Here is a 13,171-nt window from a genome sequence, read left to right on the forward strand (position 1 = left end):
CTTTTGCAAAAAGGTGCTTGTTATGAAATTGTATGAAGCTGCTGATAAACCTCTGCGCTCTTAGCTTCAAACTTCTGACAATAGGCTTGTAGTTGCTCTTGATTCTCGGTGAAGTTTCCAAGCTTGATAAACTCCAAGAATTCGCGGATACTCTCATCAAATTCAAAGATTTTTTGACAAGTGTTTTTATCTATTGAGGAATCTTCGTGTATTTCGCATTGCGAAATAATCTGTGGAATCTCATTGGTAATGACTGCAGAATAAGAAGCAAATTTTTTCAAAATACAATCCAACTCAAGCAATGCAATGTGCGAAGTTTTGTTGGTATGCAAAATAGATTCCGCCAAGAAAGCAGCTTGTTTATCCATTGCGCTAAAAGTTTCATTAAAAGAAACCATTAAATCATTAGAGTTGTTGGTAATTGTATCAACTTCTTTAACATAGTCTGAAATCTCATTCATCTCTTGGTTGATTATCTGTGTTGTGGAGGAAATTTCTGTTGCAGTTTTTGTTGCGCGTTCGGCTAATTTTCTCACTTCATCAGCAACAACTGCAAATCCCCTCCCGTGTTCTCCCGCACGCGCCGCTTCAATAGCCGCATTCAGAGCTAGGAGATTTGTTTGGTCTGTAATTTCTTTGATATGCAAAACAAACGCATCAATTTCCTTAATGCGATTAGTAAAAATTTCAAACGATTGTGCAGTTTGTGTCATCATAGAGGAGAGATGTGCAAGATTGTCCATAATCCTATGCACACTCTGCATTCCGTCGTGAGAGGATTGAGAAATGCCTTTGGTTTCTTGGGAGGTTTCATTCATTACCTTAATAACATTGTTAAGGTTAGTTGAAATGGAATTTAAATCTTGTTTGAGGCTTAGCGCACTTTTTTTAGAAACTTTATTCACAATCAAGCCCTTTGCTCCTAATTTATCCGCTTCCTCAATCGCGCTAGAAGCTTTATTGATTAATTGCCCTACATAAGAAAAAGTCCCTTTCAAGCTTTGCGCATTCAACTTTCTTGTATAACGTTTCTCGCCCGCTGCGGTAATAACAGAACTTCCTCCCCTAACAAAAACTTCCACTTGGTCGGCTAAATCATTGATTGTCCAAGATAAATTTCCCAAAGGTCCATTATCCTGAATATTGGTTAATCTTGCCTCCAAGTTTCCCTTAGAGAGCTGTGAAACACATTGGGTAATCTCTTTGATATATACATCTCGCCTTCTTCCTGCAATAAGCGTCAAGACACAAGCAATAAGCCCCAAAGAAAAAATAAAAAACTCCAAGAGGATATGAATATCCAAAAGTTCTATGACAAAAAGCAAAACAAAAATGGCAATAAAACAATAATTAAATACCCTAGAATATCTATAAAGACGATATGAATTCTTCATAACTCGCTCCTTTTTGCGCTAAAACTTGTTCCAATCTTTCTTGGCTTTTTTCAACTCCTTCTCTTTGCTCCACTTCTAATAATTCCTTATAAAGTGCCGAAATGCTTTCTTTTGCTGTCTCTGTCGGCTTTAAGCGAATAGAATGATAGCCCACAATCTCTCCTTTACCATTAAAAGACGGGGTTACAAAAGCCTTAACCCAATAAAATGAGCCATCTTTGGAGAGATTCTTAACATAGGCTATGATTTCTTTACCATTTTTGACAGAATCCCATAAAAATTTAAAAATCACCTTAGGCATATCGGGGTGTCGAACAATATTGTGGGGCTTACCCAAAAGCTCTTTTTCTGTATAGCCTGACAACTCTATAAAGATTCTATTGCCATAAAGAATCTTTCCTTTTAAATCTGTCTTGGAAACAATAATCTCATTTTCTGGAAATTGTTTCTCTTGTAAATTGGGTTTTGATTTCATCTTTTATCCTTGAAACATTCCAATTTTACAAATGAAAACCACCCTTAATATTTTAAGAACTGCAAACAAAATGATTCTCATTTAAAATTGTAATGAATAGAATCATTTTATTACAAACATTGTAAACGAACGATAAACAAAATGTTAAGAAAATGTTAAGACAAAAAATAATTTAATGTGATATGAAAATTTATATAATCAAGTAAAAACGATTCAGATATTCCACATAACTAAACCATAAGAAAGGAGGGGGGATAGAAAGTAGGATTACTTTCTAATCTCTTTAATTCTTGCAGATTTTCCGCTTCTTGTGCGTAAGTAGTAGAGTTTCGCGCGTCTAACACGACCGATTTTAAGCACCTTAATACTATCAATGCTCACAGAATAAATAGGGAAGATTCTTTCAACCCCAACGCCATTTGCACCGATTTTTCTAATCGTGAAAGTCTTGCCTGTGCCTGTGCCACGCAACGAAATACAAACGCCTTCAAAATTTTGGATTCTCGTTTTATCACCTTCAGAGATTTTAATCCCGACTCTTAGCGTATCTCCTGCTTTAAATTGTGGAATCTCTTTTCCTGCAATCTGCGCATCTTCAAAATGCTGAATGTATTTATTTCTCATTTTTAAACCCTTGTTTGTAGCGCACATAGAGGTCTAATCTATGGAATCTAGTCTTTGCCTCTGCTGCTTTTAGTTTTAAGTCGCAGATTTTAGCGTGATTTCCCTTTGAATACTCTGAAGGGATTGCTAAATTTTTAAAAATATGCGGTTTTACAAAATTTGGTGCTTCCAAAAGTGCATTTTCATAACTCTCTCCCTTAAGGGATTCCGCATTTCCAAGCACTCCCTCCACTTGCCTTGAAATGCTATCACACAAGCAAAGTGCCGCTAATTCTCCACCGGTTAGAATAAAATCCCCAATGCTAAAAACCTCGTCCGCATACAATTCAATCAAACGTTCATCAAAGCCCTCATATCGCCCACAAACAAGGGTAATGTATGATTTTTTGCTTAGTCTCCTCGCATCATTTTGGGTAAAAAGTTTCGCACAAGGTGTTACAAAAATAATATGTGTTTTAGGATTCTGTGCGCGAATGGAATCTAGCGCACTACTTAAGGCAAGAGGCTCTAGCACAAGCCCCGCACCGCCGCCCACTTGGTAATCATCAACCTTTTGGAATCTATTTGCGCTAAACGCGCGTGGATTGACGCAATCAAAGCTAAGCAAATCCGACTTTATCGCGCGTTGCAAGATGGAATCGCTAAAGTAAGGCTCTATCAAATGGGGAAATAAGGTAACAAAAGAGAAGTGCATTAGCTATTTTCTAAAATTTCTTTGCAAAATTGCGTGTGAATTATTTTTAGCTCCTCGCAACTGCTTTCTTTGGATTCTGCTTGGGGATGGATTTTAGAATCTGTTTTGGATTCCACTTCCACAATATAACGCGCTGTGTAGGGAATCAAAAAGCTTTTAGGAAGATTCTGCGCCACGAGCGTGGAAGCAGTTTTGACAAACAAATAATCCTGCCCACAAAAGCGTTCAATCTCACTTACAATACCTAACAACTCGCCATTTTCTACAATTTCACTCCCCACAATCTCAAACCAAAAAAACTCATCTTTACCTAGCTTACACTGCTCTTTGCTTTGCTCTTGCGTGGTGTAGAGAATGAGATTTGTAATGGCTTTTGCTTCTTCTTTGGAGTTAATTTCTTTAAACTTTGCAGTGGATTTTTGCGGGGAGTAGCTCTCTAGAGTCAAATCCCCAAAATGTGAATGATAAGTGTTTCCGCATTTTAGAGATTCTGGAAAGTCGCTTAAAAGATGCAAAATCACATCTCCTTTGAAGCCAAGCGAACGTCCGATTTTTGCGACACTTACCCAATCTTTTGGTGTTGATTTGTGTAGCATTATTGCGGTTTTACAATGATACGATAGGAATTGCCGTCTTTTGCCTTAATGCCTGAAACAAAGGTTTTAATTGCGCCAATCATTTTTCCGTCTTTGCCAATCAAGCGTCCCGCATCTTGCAAAGAGGATAGAATCTCAATTTCATAAAAATTTGTATCAACCTTTGTTTTAATCACGCGGATTTTATCCGGCTCGGCAACGATTTTTTTTACATAAGCTTCTATAAAATTCTCTACCATAGCCGTTTATTTTGTGATTGCTTGAACGCGCTCACTCATTTTTGCGCCTACGCCAACCCAATACTTTAATCTCTCTGCATCGTATTTTACAACGGAAGGCTCTGTGAGAGGATTATAATAACCAATGGATTCAATCCAGCCTCCATCGCGTCTTTTTCTGCTATCAGTTACAACGATTCTATAAAATGGCTTTTTCTTGCGTCCCATTTTTGTTAAGCGGATAACGGTTGCCAAAATATGCTCCTTAAAAAAATAAATCTTTAAAATTACAGATAAATCTGTATAAAGGTGGAATTTTACTTAAAAGCAAGTAATGTTTTCCTTAAAGCACTACGCATTCTTACAAGGACGAATCCCACCGCGTCATTGCGTCTTATTTGTCTGCCATTGCGAGGCGTTCGCCGAAGCGCACATTGTGTAGCAATTTGCCAACACTTGCAAATCCATAATCTTGCATAAAGTAATCTTTGCAATGGAACCCTTAAAGAGGTGCAACATTGTGGATTGCTTTGCCATTCCATTTCTTGCAATGATACAATGGCATACTTTTTGCTTGAGAATCTTACAGACTGAATTTAAAGGGAGATTTTATGCAATGGGGCAAGATTAGATGAATTTTGGAATCTAAGCCCATTGCACAACACATTTTTGAAGTGGAGAAAAGTCAAGCCATTGACATTTAAGTGAGATTCTACAAGGAATCAAGGGTTAAGATTCCATTGTTTTTTCTCTATAAGATTATGGATTGCCACAGCATCTAACAAGGCTTTGCAATGACGAACTCCCGTGCTGTCATTGTGAGGACAAAGCCTGAAGTAATCCATAATCACGTATGCCTTAAGGATTCCAATTTTTCCCTTACTTCAACTTTGTTTAAGCAAATCATAAAAAAAGGGGGGATATTCTTTTGTTTTTAAGAAAGGAGCGAATTGCAATGCCAAATTCAGAATATAATCAAGAATTTTTTTGCAAGTTTAGAGGACTAGACTATGATAGCGACTTAATCCACTTCCTAAAGAAATGTGTGTCCTATAAGCTAAATTCCAGATTTTTGGATATTTTAAAGAATTGTCGGCTCTATGGAGCGAGTTTTAATGACTTAAACGATAGAGATGAGGGGAGGTTTTCTTTTTTAAAAGTGCGTTGGGCGGGGGCAGTGGGCAAAGGATTGATGGAGAGGTTTTGGAATCTTTAAAGGCGAGGGTGCAAACCCTATGTGTAGCTGGTGGCGTGGGTATAGAGAATGTGGAATCCTTGATGAAGCTAGGAGCAAAAATGCTAGATATTAACTCTAGCATAGAATCCAAAGCAGGTAAAAAGGATTCTGTGAAATTGCAAAAACTCTTTGCAATTCTAAAAAAGCGAGGTGAAATGTGCGTTTAAGTGGGCTTTTTGTGGGGAAAATTGTAAGATATTCTTGCGGTGAAACTTCTTTTTTGAGTGCGATGAAAGGGCGTGAAGTGGAATCGCTAGAAATTACCAATCAAGGAATTGTGGGAAATGAAATCGCCGATACAATCCATCACGGAGGAGCAAACAAGGCGGTTTTTGCCTACGATGTGGAATCGTATGCGCAGTGGCGCAAGTGTTTAGGTTTGGAGATTCCTTATGGAGGAATGGGCGAGAATCTTTTGCTAGAGGAGGTAAAGGCGGGAGATTTATGTGTGGGAGATAGGCTTTGTTTTGAAAATGGAGTGGTGCTAGAAATTTCTATGCCGCGTGTGCAGTGCTTTAAGATTCCGAGTTTGTATCCAAGCGCACAGGATAAAAATGCGTTGGCAAAATTTCTCTTTGAAACAGGTTGTGTAGGATTTTATTTGCGCGTCATACAAGGTGGCAGGATTCAAAAGGATTCCGCTATTTGCTTAGAAAATGCGCAAGATTCCATAACTCTGCAATGTGCGCATCAAATCTATAAAAATCCAAGTCTTGCTAAGGAATCCTTTAAGGCTCTGATGAATAACCCAAAACTAGCGCAAGAATTTAAAAGAAATGTGGAATCACGCTTGAGAGCTAATGAATCTAATTTGCTAGATTGGCAATTAGCTTAATTTGGTTATTCGTCTTTGCGAAGCCTTATAGGTTGAAGCAACGCGTAAGCTAAACTCACCTTTAAGTTGGCGATTCCATTGTAAAGTTTTATTATGGATTGCCACGAGGCTATGCCTCTCGCAATGACAAGGTGGAGGATTCGTCATCGCAAGGAATGCAATACAAAGCAATCTACATTAATATACTTAAAAGATTCTGCAGCATCGCAAGAGAGTGAAACGAATGAAGCAATTCATAATTTGTAATCTCGCCTTAGAAATTCTATTGCATATTTTACTCTTTGCTTGATTATAGATTGCCACAGCATCTTGTGAGGCTTCACAAGAACGCAAATGGTAAAACTATAAGCAATCCAAAGCTTATAGTTTTGTGCTAAAGCAAGTGAATTTGGTATTTGCAAATACACACCACGAAGTTGTGTGCCAACTTCTCGCAATGGCAGAATATGCGCTCCAACCTTTTTATCAAGGCTTCACAAGAACGCGGTGGCAGGACACAAATTTGCAACATTATAATTTACGCTCAATATAAAAGTTCGGATTTACCCTAAAAAATAGCGAATAGAAGCGAAATTTTGGATTTTTGTTTTAGAAATTTCTTGCACTTGCTGTTTGCTAATGATTCCGCCAAGCGCAAAAAGTTCTGCTTTGAAATTTGCAGGTTCAAGGCTATTTAAAAATTCAATTCCTAGTGGAGTGCCTTTGCTTGGGGTTTGATAAATTGGGCTGATTGTGATTCCGTTTGCGCCTTGTTTATCGGCTTCTTGGATTTCTTGTAGTGAATGTGCGCTAAAAAACACATATTGAAACTTTTGTTTGCAATTTTTAATTTCCTGCATTTGTGCGCCATTGCAATGCACTCCATCAAAGCCAAATTTCAGGGCTAATTCTAGGTTGGAGTTAAGCAAACTAGGGATTCTGTATTTTTGATTAATATTTAGAAAAATCTCCATAAGCGCAGGGTTGAAGTTGGAATCTTTATCGCGGTAAGTCGCAAAATGCGGTTTGTATTGTTCCACGATTCTAGTATAGAAATCGCGAAATTCTAAAGGAGTTTTTGGATAAAGTGTAGGGTCTGTGATGAGGTAAGCCTTAATGGGCTTCCTCACTTTCCAAAACTGCTCCTGCTAGGAATACATAGGTTAGAATCATAAAAATAAAGGCTTGTAGGAATGCCATAAAGGTTAGCAATAAGAATGCTGGAAGTGGCGCAACCCAAGGGGCAAGCATTAGCATTACAAGCAAGAACATATCGTCTCCCTTAATGTTTCCAAAGAGACGGAAAGAAAGAGAGACTAATCTTGAACAATGTGAGATAATCTCAATGGGGAACATTAGCGGTGCTAGAGGCTTAATAGGACCTGCGAAATGCGCAAAATACTTTACAAAACCAAAGGTGCGAATCCCCTCAAAGTTATAAAACACAAACACAACAAGAGCAAGTGTGAGTGTAAAGCTAAGGCTAGAGGAAGGTGCTTCAAATCCCGGAATGATTCCGATGAGGTTTGCCAAACATACAAAAAGTGCGATTGTTGCAGTGAGAGGCAAATATTTACGCGCTTTCTCCTCGCCAATCACATCTTTTGCCATAAAGATAACGCCCCCTAAAAACGCTTCAAAAATATTTTGCATTGTACCCGGCACAACTTGCATTTTTGAAGTTGCTATTTTTGCTAGAATCACTGCGATGATTGCAACTAAAATTGTATGGATTGCAATAATAAAATCGTGGTCGTGGCTAATAAGCCCAAAAAAGGTAAATAATCGTCCGTCCATTTAAAACTCCTTTGTAAAGTGAATAATTATGCCAAAAATAAATTTAATAGAAAATTAACCTTTTTTCAAAACAATCGTTTTGCATAAAATATCGTGTAATGTTTTTTTGTCTTTGCGCCATAGAGGCATAAGGATTCCCACGACACTAGCACCAGAGAGCAGAAAGGCAAAGAATCGCACACAAGCAAACAAAAATGTTACATTTTTGCCACTTTCTCGCACAACCCAGAGATTATAGGCTTTTTTACCCGGAGTTTGTCCTTTGAATGCTAAAAGCACTGCTGCGATGCTACCATAGATAAATACCGCCACAAACTGCGCCCAAGCGGAATCACGGAATCCTTGTGCGCTACCCACAACAACATAGGTTAAAAAATACAAAAGAGGCAAGTAAATCATAAAGGTGTCAATGATGTGCGCCTTGCCCCTATCTAAAAAATGAGCAAGTTGTAGAGAAGTTGGGTTTTGCGCTAATTCTTTTTCAAGTTGGTGGGGTAGTGTTTTGGGGATTTGAATGGAATCTATATGTTTTTTTTGTGGAGTTTTCGGGTTTTGTTTAACTTTTCTCCAACGCATAAAGATTCCAAAAAAGCTTTAGTTTCCGCGACTTCCGGGCTTGATTGCTGTGCTTCCTTGTTTGCATAGGGGGCAATCTTGTGCTTCAAAGGTTTCAAATACAAAATCCTCTAATGCAAAAAGCGGTAGGTGCGCAGCTAACTTACATTCTTTGGTCTCTGCATTTTGTATGCCACCAAAGCGGTTACAGATTCCACGATTCGCTAATGCCGCATATCCTACAACCTTTGCACCAAGTTTTTCTACCACTTGTGCGGATTCCATTGCTGAACCGCCTGTGGTAATAATGTCCTCACAAACGATAATTTTCTCGCCTTGAGCCACTTCAAATCCGCGTCTTAAAGTCATTGCGCCATTCACGCGCTCCGTAAAGATAAAGCGCACTCCAAGTGAGCGGGCTAATTCATATCCCGCTAGGATTCCACCAAGAGCGGGGGAGCAAATACAATCCACTTCTACTTTTGCGTTCTTGATTATCTCTGCAAGAGCTTTTGCTAAGGATTCTGCAACCTTTGGATTTTCCAAAACTTTAGCAGATTGCAAATAAAAGGGTGAATGTCGCCCACTGCTTAGTAAAAAATGCCCCTCTAGCAATGCGTTCGCGTCTTTATAAATTTTTGCAATATCCATAGAAATCCTTAAATTTTCAGCAATTCTTCCTCTTTGTGCTTCACAAGCTCATCAATCTTTTTGGTTGCGTCATCAGTAAATTTTTGAATCTCATCGTGTCCTTTTTTGGATTCATCTTCGCTGATTGCCTTGTCTTTTTCTAATTTCTTGACTTTGTCATTAGAATCTTTGCGGATATTACGAATCGCTACCTTTGCTTTCTCGCCGATATTTTTAGCCTCTTTAGCAATTTCTTTGCGTTGCTCACTTGTCATTGGAGGGAAAAAGAGCTTGATTGTTTCGCCGTCATTATTGGGATTGACACCGATATTCGCTTCTTGAATCGCGCGTTCAATGTCCTTTAGCAAGGTTTTTTCCCAAGGAGTGATGACAATCGTGCTTGCGTCTTGAGCAATAACAGAACCGACTTGATTGAGCGGGGTGGGTGTATCATAATAATTGATGTGGATATGGTCTAAAATGGCAATAGAAACTTTGCCACTACGCAAAGTGCCAAATTCCTTTTTCATCGCTTCAATGCTTTTATTCATCGTTTCTTTTGTGTGTGCATAGATTTCTTGTAAATTCATAGGATTCCTTTATTTGGATTCTGTATTTGTTGGTGCAGCGGGTGCTTGAGGAGCAAGAGGCTCACTAGAAGGCAAGGAAGGCGTAATGGGTGTTTGGATATTTACTTCATCAATAATGGACTTTTTAGAATCCTGAACATAAAGATAGCTTAATGCAATCGTATTGATGACAAATAGCAATCCTAACCCAAAAGTGAGTTTTGCTAAGAATCCCGCAGGACCTTTTGCGCCAAATAAACTTTCATTGCTCCCGCTATATGCGCCAAGCCCAATACTTGAACTTTTTTGCAATAAAACGATGATAGTGATTAAAATCGCGAACACAAACTGCAAAATCAATAAAATTCCACTCATACTTTACCCTCTGATTTAAAAAATTCCGCGCATTTTAACGCAAATTATCTTAAAGATTCTAGCAAATTGTTTTATTTGCAATCAACTCACGCATAGACAAATAGCTATTGAGTGCGCCAATATAGGCTTTAGCGGTTGCTTGCATTGTGTCAATGTGCAATCCGTGTCCAATAAATGCCGGTCTGTTAGGCTCAAACTCTACTTTCACGACAACTTTAGCAAGTGCGTCTTTGCCCTCACTCACGGCTTCTACTTTGTAATCCTTTAAGATTCCATTGTATCCACTCACTCTATCAATGGTTTTTAGAATCGCATCAACACTTCCATTTCCAATCGCCGCGTCTATTTTATCCTCCTCATTGCGCCTAATAGAGATTGCCGCATAAGGCACACCGCAAGAATCACTGCTAATCTGTAAGGATACAAGCTCAAAAATTTGTGGAATCTTTGTGGATTCCTCTGTTAAAATGGAGCGAATGTCCTCATCATAAACTTCTTTTTTCTTATCGCACAAAATTTTAAATCTCTCAAACGCCCTATCAAGGGATTCTTGAGAAATGTTACTAAAGCCAAGACTTGTCAGCTTATCCTTAAACGCTGCTCTACCGCTATGTTTGCCAAGCACCAAGCCATTATCCTGTGGAATCCCAATATCACTTGCAGACATAATCTCGTAAGTTTCGCGGTGTTTTAACATACCATCTTGATGGATTCCACTCTCGTGTGCAAAGGCATTTTTGCCCACAATGGCTTTATTAGGCTGTGGGCGGATTCCGGTAATATCTGCTACCAATTTACTTGCCGCATAAATTTCCTTTGTGTTAATGCGCGTATCCAAATCTCCAAAGACATCTTTCCGCGTTTTTAAAATCATCACTACTTCCTCTAAAGCCGTGTTTCCAGCGCGTTCCCCTAAGCCATTAATTGTGCATTCAAGTTGCCTTGCGCCATTTTGGATTCCTGCAAGAGAGTTTGCCACCGCAAGTCCTAAGTCATTATGGCAATGCACAGACAATACCATTTTATCGCCCACACAATCTTTCACTTCTTTGATAATATGCCCTACCTCGTGAGGCAAACGATACCCAACGGTGTCCGGGAGATTCAAGGTTTTTGCTCCTGCTTCCATTACGGCTAATGCGACTTCTTTTAAGAATCCTATATCACTTCTACACGCATCTTCGCAGCTAAATTCCACATCTTCGCATAAACTTTTAGCAAGTTGCACCGCCTCAACCGCGCGTTTTACTACTTCGCTAGGTTGCATTTTTAGCTTATATTCCATATGGATTGGGCTTGTAGCAATAAAGGTGTGGATTCGCTTTTGTTTTGCCTTCCCCAATGCTTTTGCCGCACTTTCAATATCTTTTGGCAAAGCCCTTGCAAGAGAGCAAATCGTGCTTTGGGTAACGACTTCCGCAATTCTGCTAATTGCTTCAAAATCTCCCGGGCTTGCTGCTGCAAAACCTGCCTCAATAATATCCACTCCCAAACATTCTAATTGCAAAGCAAGTTTGATTTTTTCCTCTATGTTCATAGATGCACCGGGGCTTTGCTCCCCGTCTCTTAAAGTTGTATCAAAAATTTTAATCATTTCCATTGTTGAATCCTTATTTGTATTTTTTGTTTGTAAATTCCTAGCAAAAGCCCAGTGGCAAAAGCATAGAAAGCGTTAAAAGATTCTTGAAACTAAGGCTAAAATGAAAGTTAAAGCGCATACGCATTCTACTCTCCTAATCCCGTGCGCGTTTAGCAAACAAATAATAAATTGCGCGCAAGAGACCAAAGCATACATAAAATGTGATAAGCGTTACAATGGTAAAAACGGGATAAATAAACAAAATAGCTAAAATTAACATCAAAAGCACAATGATTTTACCAAAGCTAAATTTCTCTAAATTCATCTTTTTAAAGCTAGGGTAACGGATATTGCTAACCATTAAAAACGCCACAAGCAAACTTGCGACAATCAAAGCAAGCAAAATTTCCTCCGAGTATTGCGGATATTGTTTGCCAAATTTCATCTCAAAAAGCAACCAACTCACAACAAAAACCGCAGCGGAGGGAATCGGAAGCCCGATAAAAACATTGGGTTCATTGCTGCTTGTTGTAACATTAAACCGCGCTAAACGAATTGCGCCAAATACGACATAAAGTCCCGCTACTACGATACCAAACTTGCCATAATGGAATCCGACATAAAAGAATAAAATCATCGCAGGGGCTACACCAAAGGCAACCACATCGGCTAAGGAATCAAACTCCACGCCAAATTTGCTTGTTGTGCCAGTTAGCCTTGCCACGCGTCCGTCCAATCCATCAAAGATTAAACACAGCAATACAAGCCAACACGCCAACTCAAAGCGTCCCACAAAAGCATAGGATACGGCAAGGATTCCAATATAAATACTCGCACCCGTGAAGAGGTTGGGTAGAATATAGAGCGGGTCAATTCTCATTTTTTGTATTCCTAGCTTTCTTGTTTTTCATTGGGGTGGGCGTTTGGGGTTGTTTTCTTTATATCCGCATTGTATGCAGATTTGAATTTTCCAAGCAATGTTTTACCACCAGAGATTTTGTCATCAATATTAACTCTAAGTTCGGAATCTAATGGGATTTTTAGAATCGCATTCCCATTCAAAAAAAATCCAATGCGTTCGCCTAGCTTAAAATGAGAATCCCAAAGATACAAGGAGATTTGCGAAAAATATTTAGGATAAAGCGTTAAAAAAAGGGTGGTATTGGATTCCAAAACTTCTGATTCACTAGAAAAAATTGTGGAATTAAAGGCGATTTTTACTCTCTCCCCCGTGATTGTATCGCTATTTTTTAATCCCTTGATATGCTCAATCTTTAAAACCTCTCCTGCTTTTCCAAGCTTTGCTAGAGGCATTCTAAGCAACCCACAGAAGCAAATAGGCTTTTTAATAGAGAGATAGATTCCGTCTTTTTTGTTTTCTATGTTTTTAATCACGCCATCAAGTGGGGCTAGTATGCAATCATCGGCTATATCCTCTGGAATGCGCTCTGCATTTCTATAAAAATATGCCAAGCAAACAACGAGAATCAAAAACAATACGCTTAGGATTTTCCAACCCAATAACCACACAATCAAAAGTCCAAGCAATGCAATAATAATCGGCTTCCAACCCTCTTTGGCAATGATTTCTGTGGTTGTTTTCATAGATTCTCC

Annotated in this window: 22 protein-coding genes; 3 read left to right on the top strand and 19 right to left on the bottom strand. The window is 38.8% G+C overall.

Translation table 11 applies throughout. The features are described 5' to 3' along the window. Window positions 1–20: 20 nt before the first annotated feature. The 9 genes from BS85_RS10265 to BS85_RS12070 all read right to left on the bottom strand — a co-directional run bounded on the left by BS85_RS10265 (window position 21) and on the right by BS85_RS12070 (window position 4,846). Window positions 21–1,394 carry a methyl-accepting chemotaxis protein gene (locus tag BS85_RS10265; protein WP_026943779.1) on the bottom strand — a complete coding sequence of 458 codons (1,374 nt, stop codon included), beginning with the start codon at window positions 1,392–1,394 and terminating at the stop codon, window positions 21–23. Then, on the bottom strand, window positions 1,369–1,869 hold the full coding sequence (locus tag BS85_RS0104625) for a PAS domain-containing protein (protein WP_026943780.1): 501 nt from the start codon (window positions 1,867–1,869) through the stop codon (window positions 1,369–1,371). Before BS85_RS0104625 ends, BS85_RS10265 begins: the two co-directional genes overlap by 26 nt. A 267-nt stretch (window positions 1,870–2,136) precedes the next feature. Continuing rightward, the gene (gene rplS / locus BS85_RS0104630) at window positions 2,137–2,493 is read right to left on the bottom strand and encodes a 50S ribosomal protein L19 (protein ID WP_026943781.1); all 357 of its coding nucleotides are present in this window, start codon (window positions 2,491–2,493) and stop codon (window positions 2,137–2,139) included. Continuing rightward, window positions 2,483–3,187, bottom strand: coding sequence for a tRNA (guanosine(37)-N1)-methyltransferase TrmD (gene trmD / locus BS85_RS0104635; protein ID WP_026943782.1), 705 nt, complete (start codon window positions 3,185–3,187; stop codon window positions 2,483–2,485). Before trmD ends, rplS begins: the two co-directional genes overlap by 11 nt. Then, the gene (rimM, locus tag BS85_RS0104640; protein ID WP_026943783.1) at window positions 3,187–3,783 is read right to left on the bottom strand and encodes a ribosome maturation factor RimM; all 597 of its coding nucleotides are present in this window, start codon (window positions 3,781–3,783) and stop codon (window positions 3,187–3,189) included. The genes trmD and rimM overlap by 1 nt, the downstream gene beginning before the upstream one ends. Beyond that, window positions 3,783–4,022, bottom strand: coding sequence for a KH domain-containing protein (locus BS85_RS0104645; RefSeq protein WP_026943784.1), 240 nt, complete (start codon window positions 4,020–4,022; stop codon window positions 3,783–3,785). Before BS85_RS0104645 ends, rimM begins: the two co-directional genes overlap by 1 nt. Before the next feature lie 6 nt (window positions 4,023–4,028). Beyond that, on the bottom strand, window positions 4,029–4,256 hold the full coding sequence (rpsP, locus tag BS85_RS0104650) for a 30S ribosomal protein S16 (RefSeq protein WP_026943785.1): 228 nt from the start codon (window positions 4,254–4,256) through the stop codon (window positions 4,029–4,031). A 129-nt stretch (window positions 4,257–4,385) separates the two neighbouring features. After that, on the bottom strand, window positions 4,386–4,538 hold the full coding sequence (locus tag BS85_RS11335) for a hypothetical protein (protein ID WP_156938051.1): 153 nt from the start codon (window positions 4,536–4,538) through the stop codon (window positions 4,386–4,388). Window positions 4,539–4,723: 185 nt separating this feature from the next. After that, window positions 4,724–4,846: a hypothetical protein gene (locus BS85_RS12070; RefSeq protein ID WP_281173571.1), complete on the bottom strand. Its 123-nt coding sequence runs from the start codon at window positions 4,844–4,846 to the stop codon at window positions 4,724–4,726. Between the two features lie 110 nt (window positions 4,847–4,956). On the opposite strand from BS85_RS12070, the gene BS85_RS11340 reads away from it, so the two are divergent. From BS85_RS11340 to BS85_RS0104670, 3 genes are read left to right on the top strand one after another with little or no spacing between them, the layout of a single operon-like run. Continuing rightward, window positions 4,957–5,217, top strand: coding sequence for a hypothetical protein (locus BS85_RS11340; RefSeq protein ID WP_026943786.1), 261 nt, complete (start codon window positions 4,957–4,959; stop codon window positions 5,215–5,217). Further along, a complete protein-coding gene (gene trpF / locus BS85_RS0104665) occupies window positions 5,205–5,405 on the top strand; it encodes a phosphoribosylanthranilate isomerase (protein WP_026943787.1) in 201 nt (66 codons plus the stop codon). The genes BS85_RS11340 and trpF overlap by 13 nt, the downstream gene beginning before the upstream one ends. After that, complete coding sequence (locus BS85_RS0104670) at window positions 5,396–6,073, top strand: MOSC domain-containing protein (RefSeq protein ID WP_026943788.1); 678 nt, start codon at window positions 5,396–5,398, stop codon at window positions 6,071–6,073. The genes trpF and BS85_RS0104670 overlap by 10 nt, the downstream gene beginning before the upstream one ends. On the opposite strand, the gene BS85_RS11345 is transcribed toward BS85_RS0104670, so the two are convergent. The 10 genes from BS85_RS11345 to BS85_RS10270 all read right to left on the bottom strand — a co-directional run bounded on the left by BS85_RS11345 (window position 6,065) and on the right by BS85_RS10270 (window position 13,162). After that, window positions 6,065–6,220 carry a hypothetical protein gene (locus BS85_RS11345; protein WP_169734692.1) on the bottom strand — a complete coding sequence of 52 codons (156 nt, stop codon included), beginning with the start codon at window positions 6,218–6,220 and terminating at the stop codon, window positions 6,065–6,067. The two genes, BS85_RS0104670 and BS85_RS11345, sit on opposite strands and share 9 nt — an antisense overlap. A gap of 395 nt (window positions 6,221–6,615) precedes the next feature. Beyond that, a complete protein-coding gene (locus tag BS85_RS0104680; RefSeq protein WP_034551183.1) occupies window positions 6,616–7,182 on the bottom strand; it encodes a thiamine phosphate synthase in 567 nt (188 codons plus the stop codon). After that, entirely contained in the window at window positions 7,166–7,849 is a 684-nt protein-coding gene (locus BS85_RS0104685; RefSeq protein WP_026943791.1) for a F0F1 ATP synthase subunit A, read from the bottom strand. Before BS85_RS0104685 ends, BS85_RS0104680 begins: the two co-directional genes overlap by 17 nt. 54 nt (window positions 7,850–7,903) lie before the next feature. Further along, window positions 7,904–8,425, bottom strand: a complete 522-nt coding sequence (locus tag BS85_RS0104690) for an RDD family protein (RefSeq protein WP_084310174.1) — start codon at window positions 8,423–8,425, stop codon at window positions 7,904–7,906. A gap of 18 nt (window positions 8,426–8,443) precedes the next feature. After that, window positions 8,444–9,055 carry an orotate phosphoribosyltransferase gene (gene pyrE, locus BS85_RS0104695; protein WP_026943793.1) on the bottom strand — a complete coding sequence of 204 codons (612 nt, stop codon included), beginning with the start codon at window positions 9,053–9,055 and terminating at the stop codon, window positions 8,444–8,446. Window positions 9,056–9,063: 8 nt separating this feature from the next. Continuing rightward, the gene (frr, locus tag BS85_RS0104700) at window positions 9,064–9,624 is read right to left on the bottom strand and encodes a ribosome recycling factor (RefSeq protein ID WP_026943794.1); all 561 of its coding nucleotides are present in this window, start codon (window positions 9,622–9,624) and stop codon (window positions 9,064–9,066) included. 9 nt (window positions 9,625–9,633) lie between these two features. Further along, entirely contained in the window at window positions 9,634–9,978 is a 345-nt protein-coding gene (secG, locus tag BS85_RS0104705) for a preprotein translocase subunit SecG (RefSeq protein WP_026943795.1), read from the bottom strand. 58 nt (window positions 9,979–10,036) lie between these two features. Next, the gene (locus BS85_RS0104710; protein WP_026943796.1) at window positions 10,037–11,578 is read right to left on the bottom strand and encodes a 2-isopropylmalate synthase; all 1,542 of its coding nucleotides are present in this window, start codon (window positions 11,576–11,578) and stop codon (window positions 10,037–10,039) included. A 133-nt stretch (window positions 11,579–11,711) separates the two neighbouring features. Next, a complete protein-coding gene (gene pssA / locus BS85_RS0104720) occupies window positions 11,712–12,437 on the bottom strand; it encodes a CDP-diacylglycerol--serine O-phosphatidyltransferase (RefSeq protein ID WP_026943797.1) in 726 nt (241 codons plus the stop codon). Between the two features lie 11 nt (window positions 12,438–12,448). After that, entirely contained in the window at window positions 12,449–13,162 is a 714-nt protein-coding gene (locus BS85_RS10270; RefSeq protein WP_051604692.1) for a phosphatidylserine decarboxylase, read from the bottom strand. Between the last annotated feature and the right edge of the window lie 9 nt (window positions 13,163–13,171).

It is taken from the genome of Helicobacter rodentium ATCC 700285, assembly GCF_000687535.1.
Classification (GTDB): Bacteria; Campylobacterota; Campylobacteria; order Campylobacterales; family Helicobacteraceae; genus Helicobacter_D; species Helicobacter_D rodentium.

Excerpts from the sequence above, each read along its gene's own strand:
- BS85_RS10265 (WP_026943779.1), bottom strand. The coding sequence starts at position 1,394 with ATGAAGAATTCATATCGTCTTTATAGATATTCTAGGGTATTTAATTAT.
- BS85_RS0104625 (WP_026943780.1), bottom strand. The coding sequence starts at position 1,869 with ATGAAATCAAAACCCAATTTACAAGAGAAACAATTTCCAGAAAATGAG.
- rplS (WP_026943781.1), bottom strand. The coding sequence starts at position 2,493 with ATGAGAAATAAATACATTCAGCATTTTGAAGATGCGCAGATTGCAGGA.
- trmD (WP_026943782.1), bottom strand. The coding sequence starts at position 3,187 with ATGCACTTCTCTTTTGTTACCTTATTTCCCCATTTGATAGAGCCTTAC.
- rimM (WP_026943783.1), bottom strand. The coding sequence starts at position 3,783 with ATGCTACACAAATCAACACCAAAAGATTGGGTAAGTGTCGCAAAAATC.
- BS85_RS0104645 (WP_026943784.1), bottom strand. The coding sequence starts at position 4,022 with ATGGTAGAGAATTTTATAGAAGCTTATGTAAAAAAAATCGTTGCCGAG.
- BS85_RS11335 (WP_156938051.1), bottom strand. The coding sequence starts at position 4,538 with ATGGCAAAGCAATCCACAATGTTGCACCTCTTTAAGGGTTCCATTGCA.
- BS85_RS12070 (WP_281173571.1), bottom strand. The coding sequence starts at position 4,846 with ATGGATTACTTCAGGCTTTGTCCTCACAATGACAGCACGGGAGTTCGT.
- BS85_RS11340 (WP_026943786.1), top strand. The coding sequence starts at position 4,957 with ATGCCAAATTCAGAATATAATCAAGAATTTTTTTGCAAGTTTAGAGGA.
- BS85_RS11345 (WP_169734692.1), bottom strand. The coding sequence starts at position 6,220 with ATGACGAATCCTCCACCTTGTCATTGCGAGAGGCATAGCCTCGTGGCA.
- BS85_RS0104685 (WP_026943791.1), bottom strand. The coding sequence starts at position 7,849 with ATGGACGGACGATTATTTACCTTTTTTGGGCTTATTAGCCACGACCAC.
- BS85_RS0104690 (WP_084310174.1), bottom strand. The coding sequence starts at position 8,425 with ATGCGTTGGAGAAAAGTTAAACAAAACCCGAAAACTCCACAAAAAAAA.
- pyrE (WP_026943793.1), bottom strand. The coding sequence starts at position 9,055 with ATGGATATTGCAAAAATTTATAAAGACGCGAACGCATTGCTAGAGGGG.
- frr (WP_026943794.1), bottom strand. The coding sequence starts at position 9,624 with ATGAATTTACAAGAAATCTATGCACACACAAAAGAAACGATGAATAAA.
- secG (WP_026943795.1), bottom strand. The coding sequence starts at position 9,978 with ATGAGTGGAATTTTATTGATTTTGCAGTTTGTGTTCGCGATTTTAATC.
- BS85_RS0104710 (WP_026943796.1), bottom strand. The coding sequence starts at position 11,578 with ATGGAAATGATTAAAATTTTTGATACAACTTTAAGAGACGGGGAGCAA.
- pssA (WP_026943797.1), bottom strand. The coding sequence starts at position 12,437 with ATGAGAATTGACCCGCTCTATATTCTACCCAACCTCTTCACGGGTGCG.
- BS85_RS10270 (WP_051604692.1), bottom strand. The coding sequence starts at position 13,162 with ATGAAAACAACCACAGAAATCATTGCCAAAGAGGGTTGGAAGCCGATT.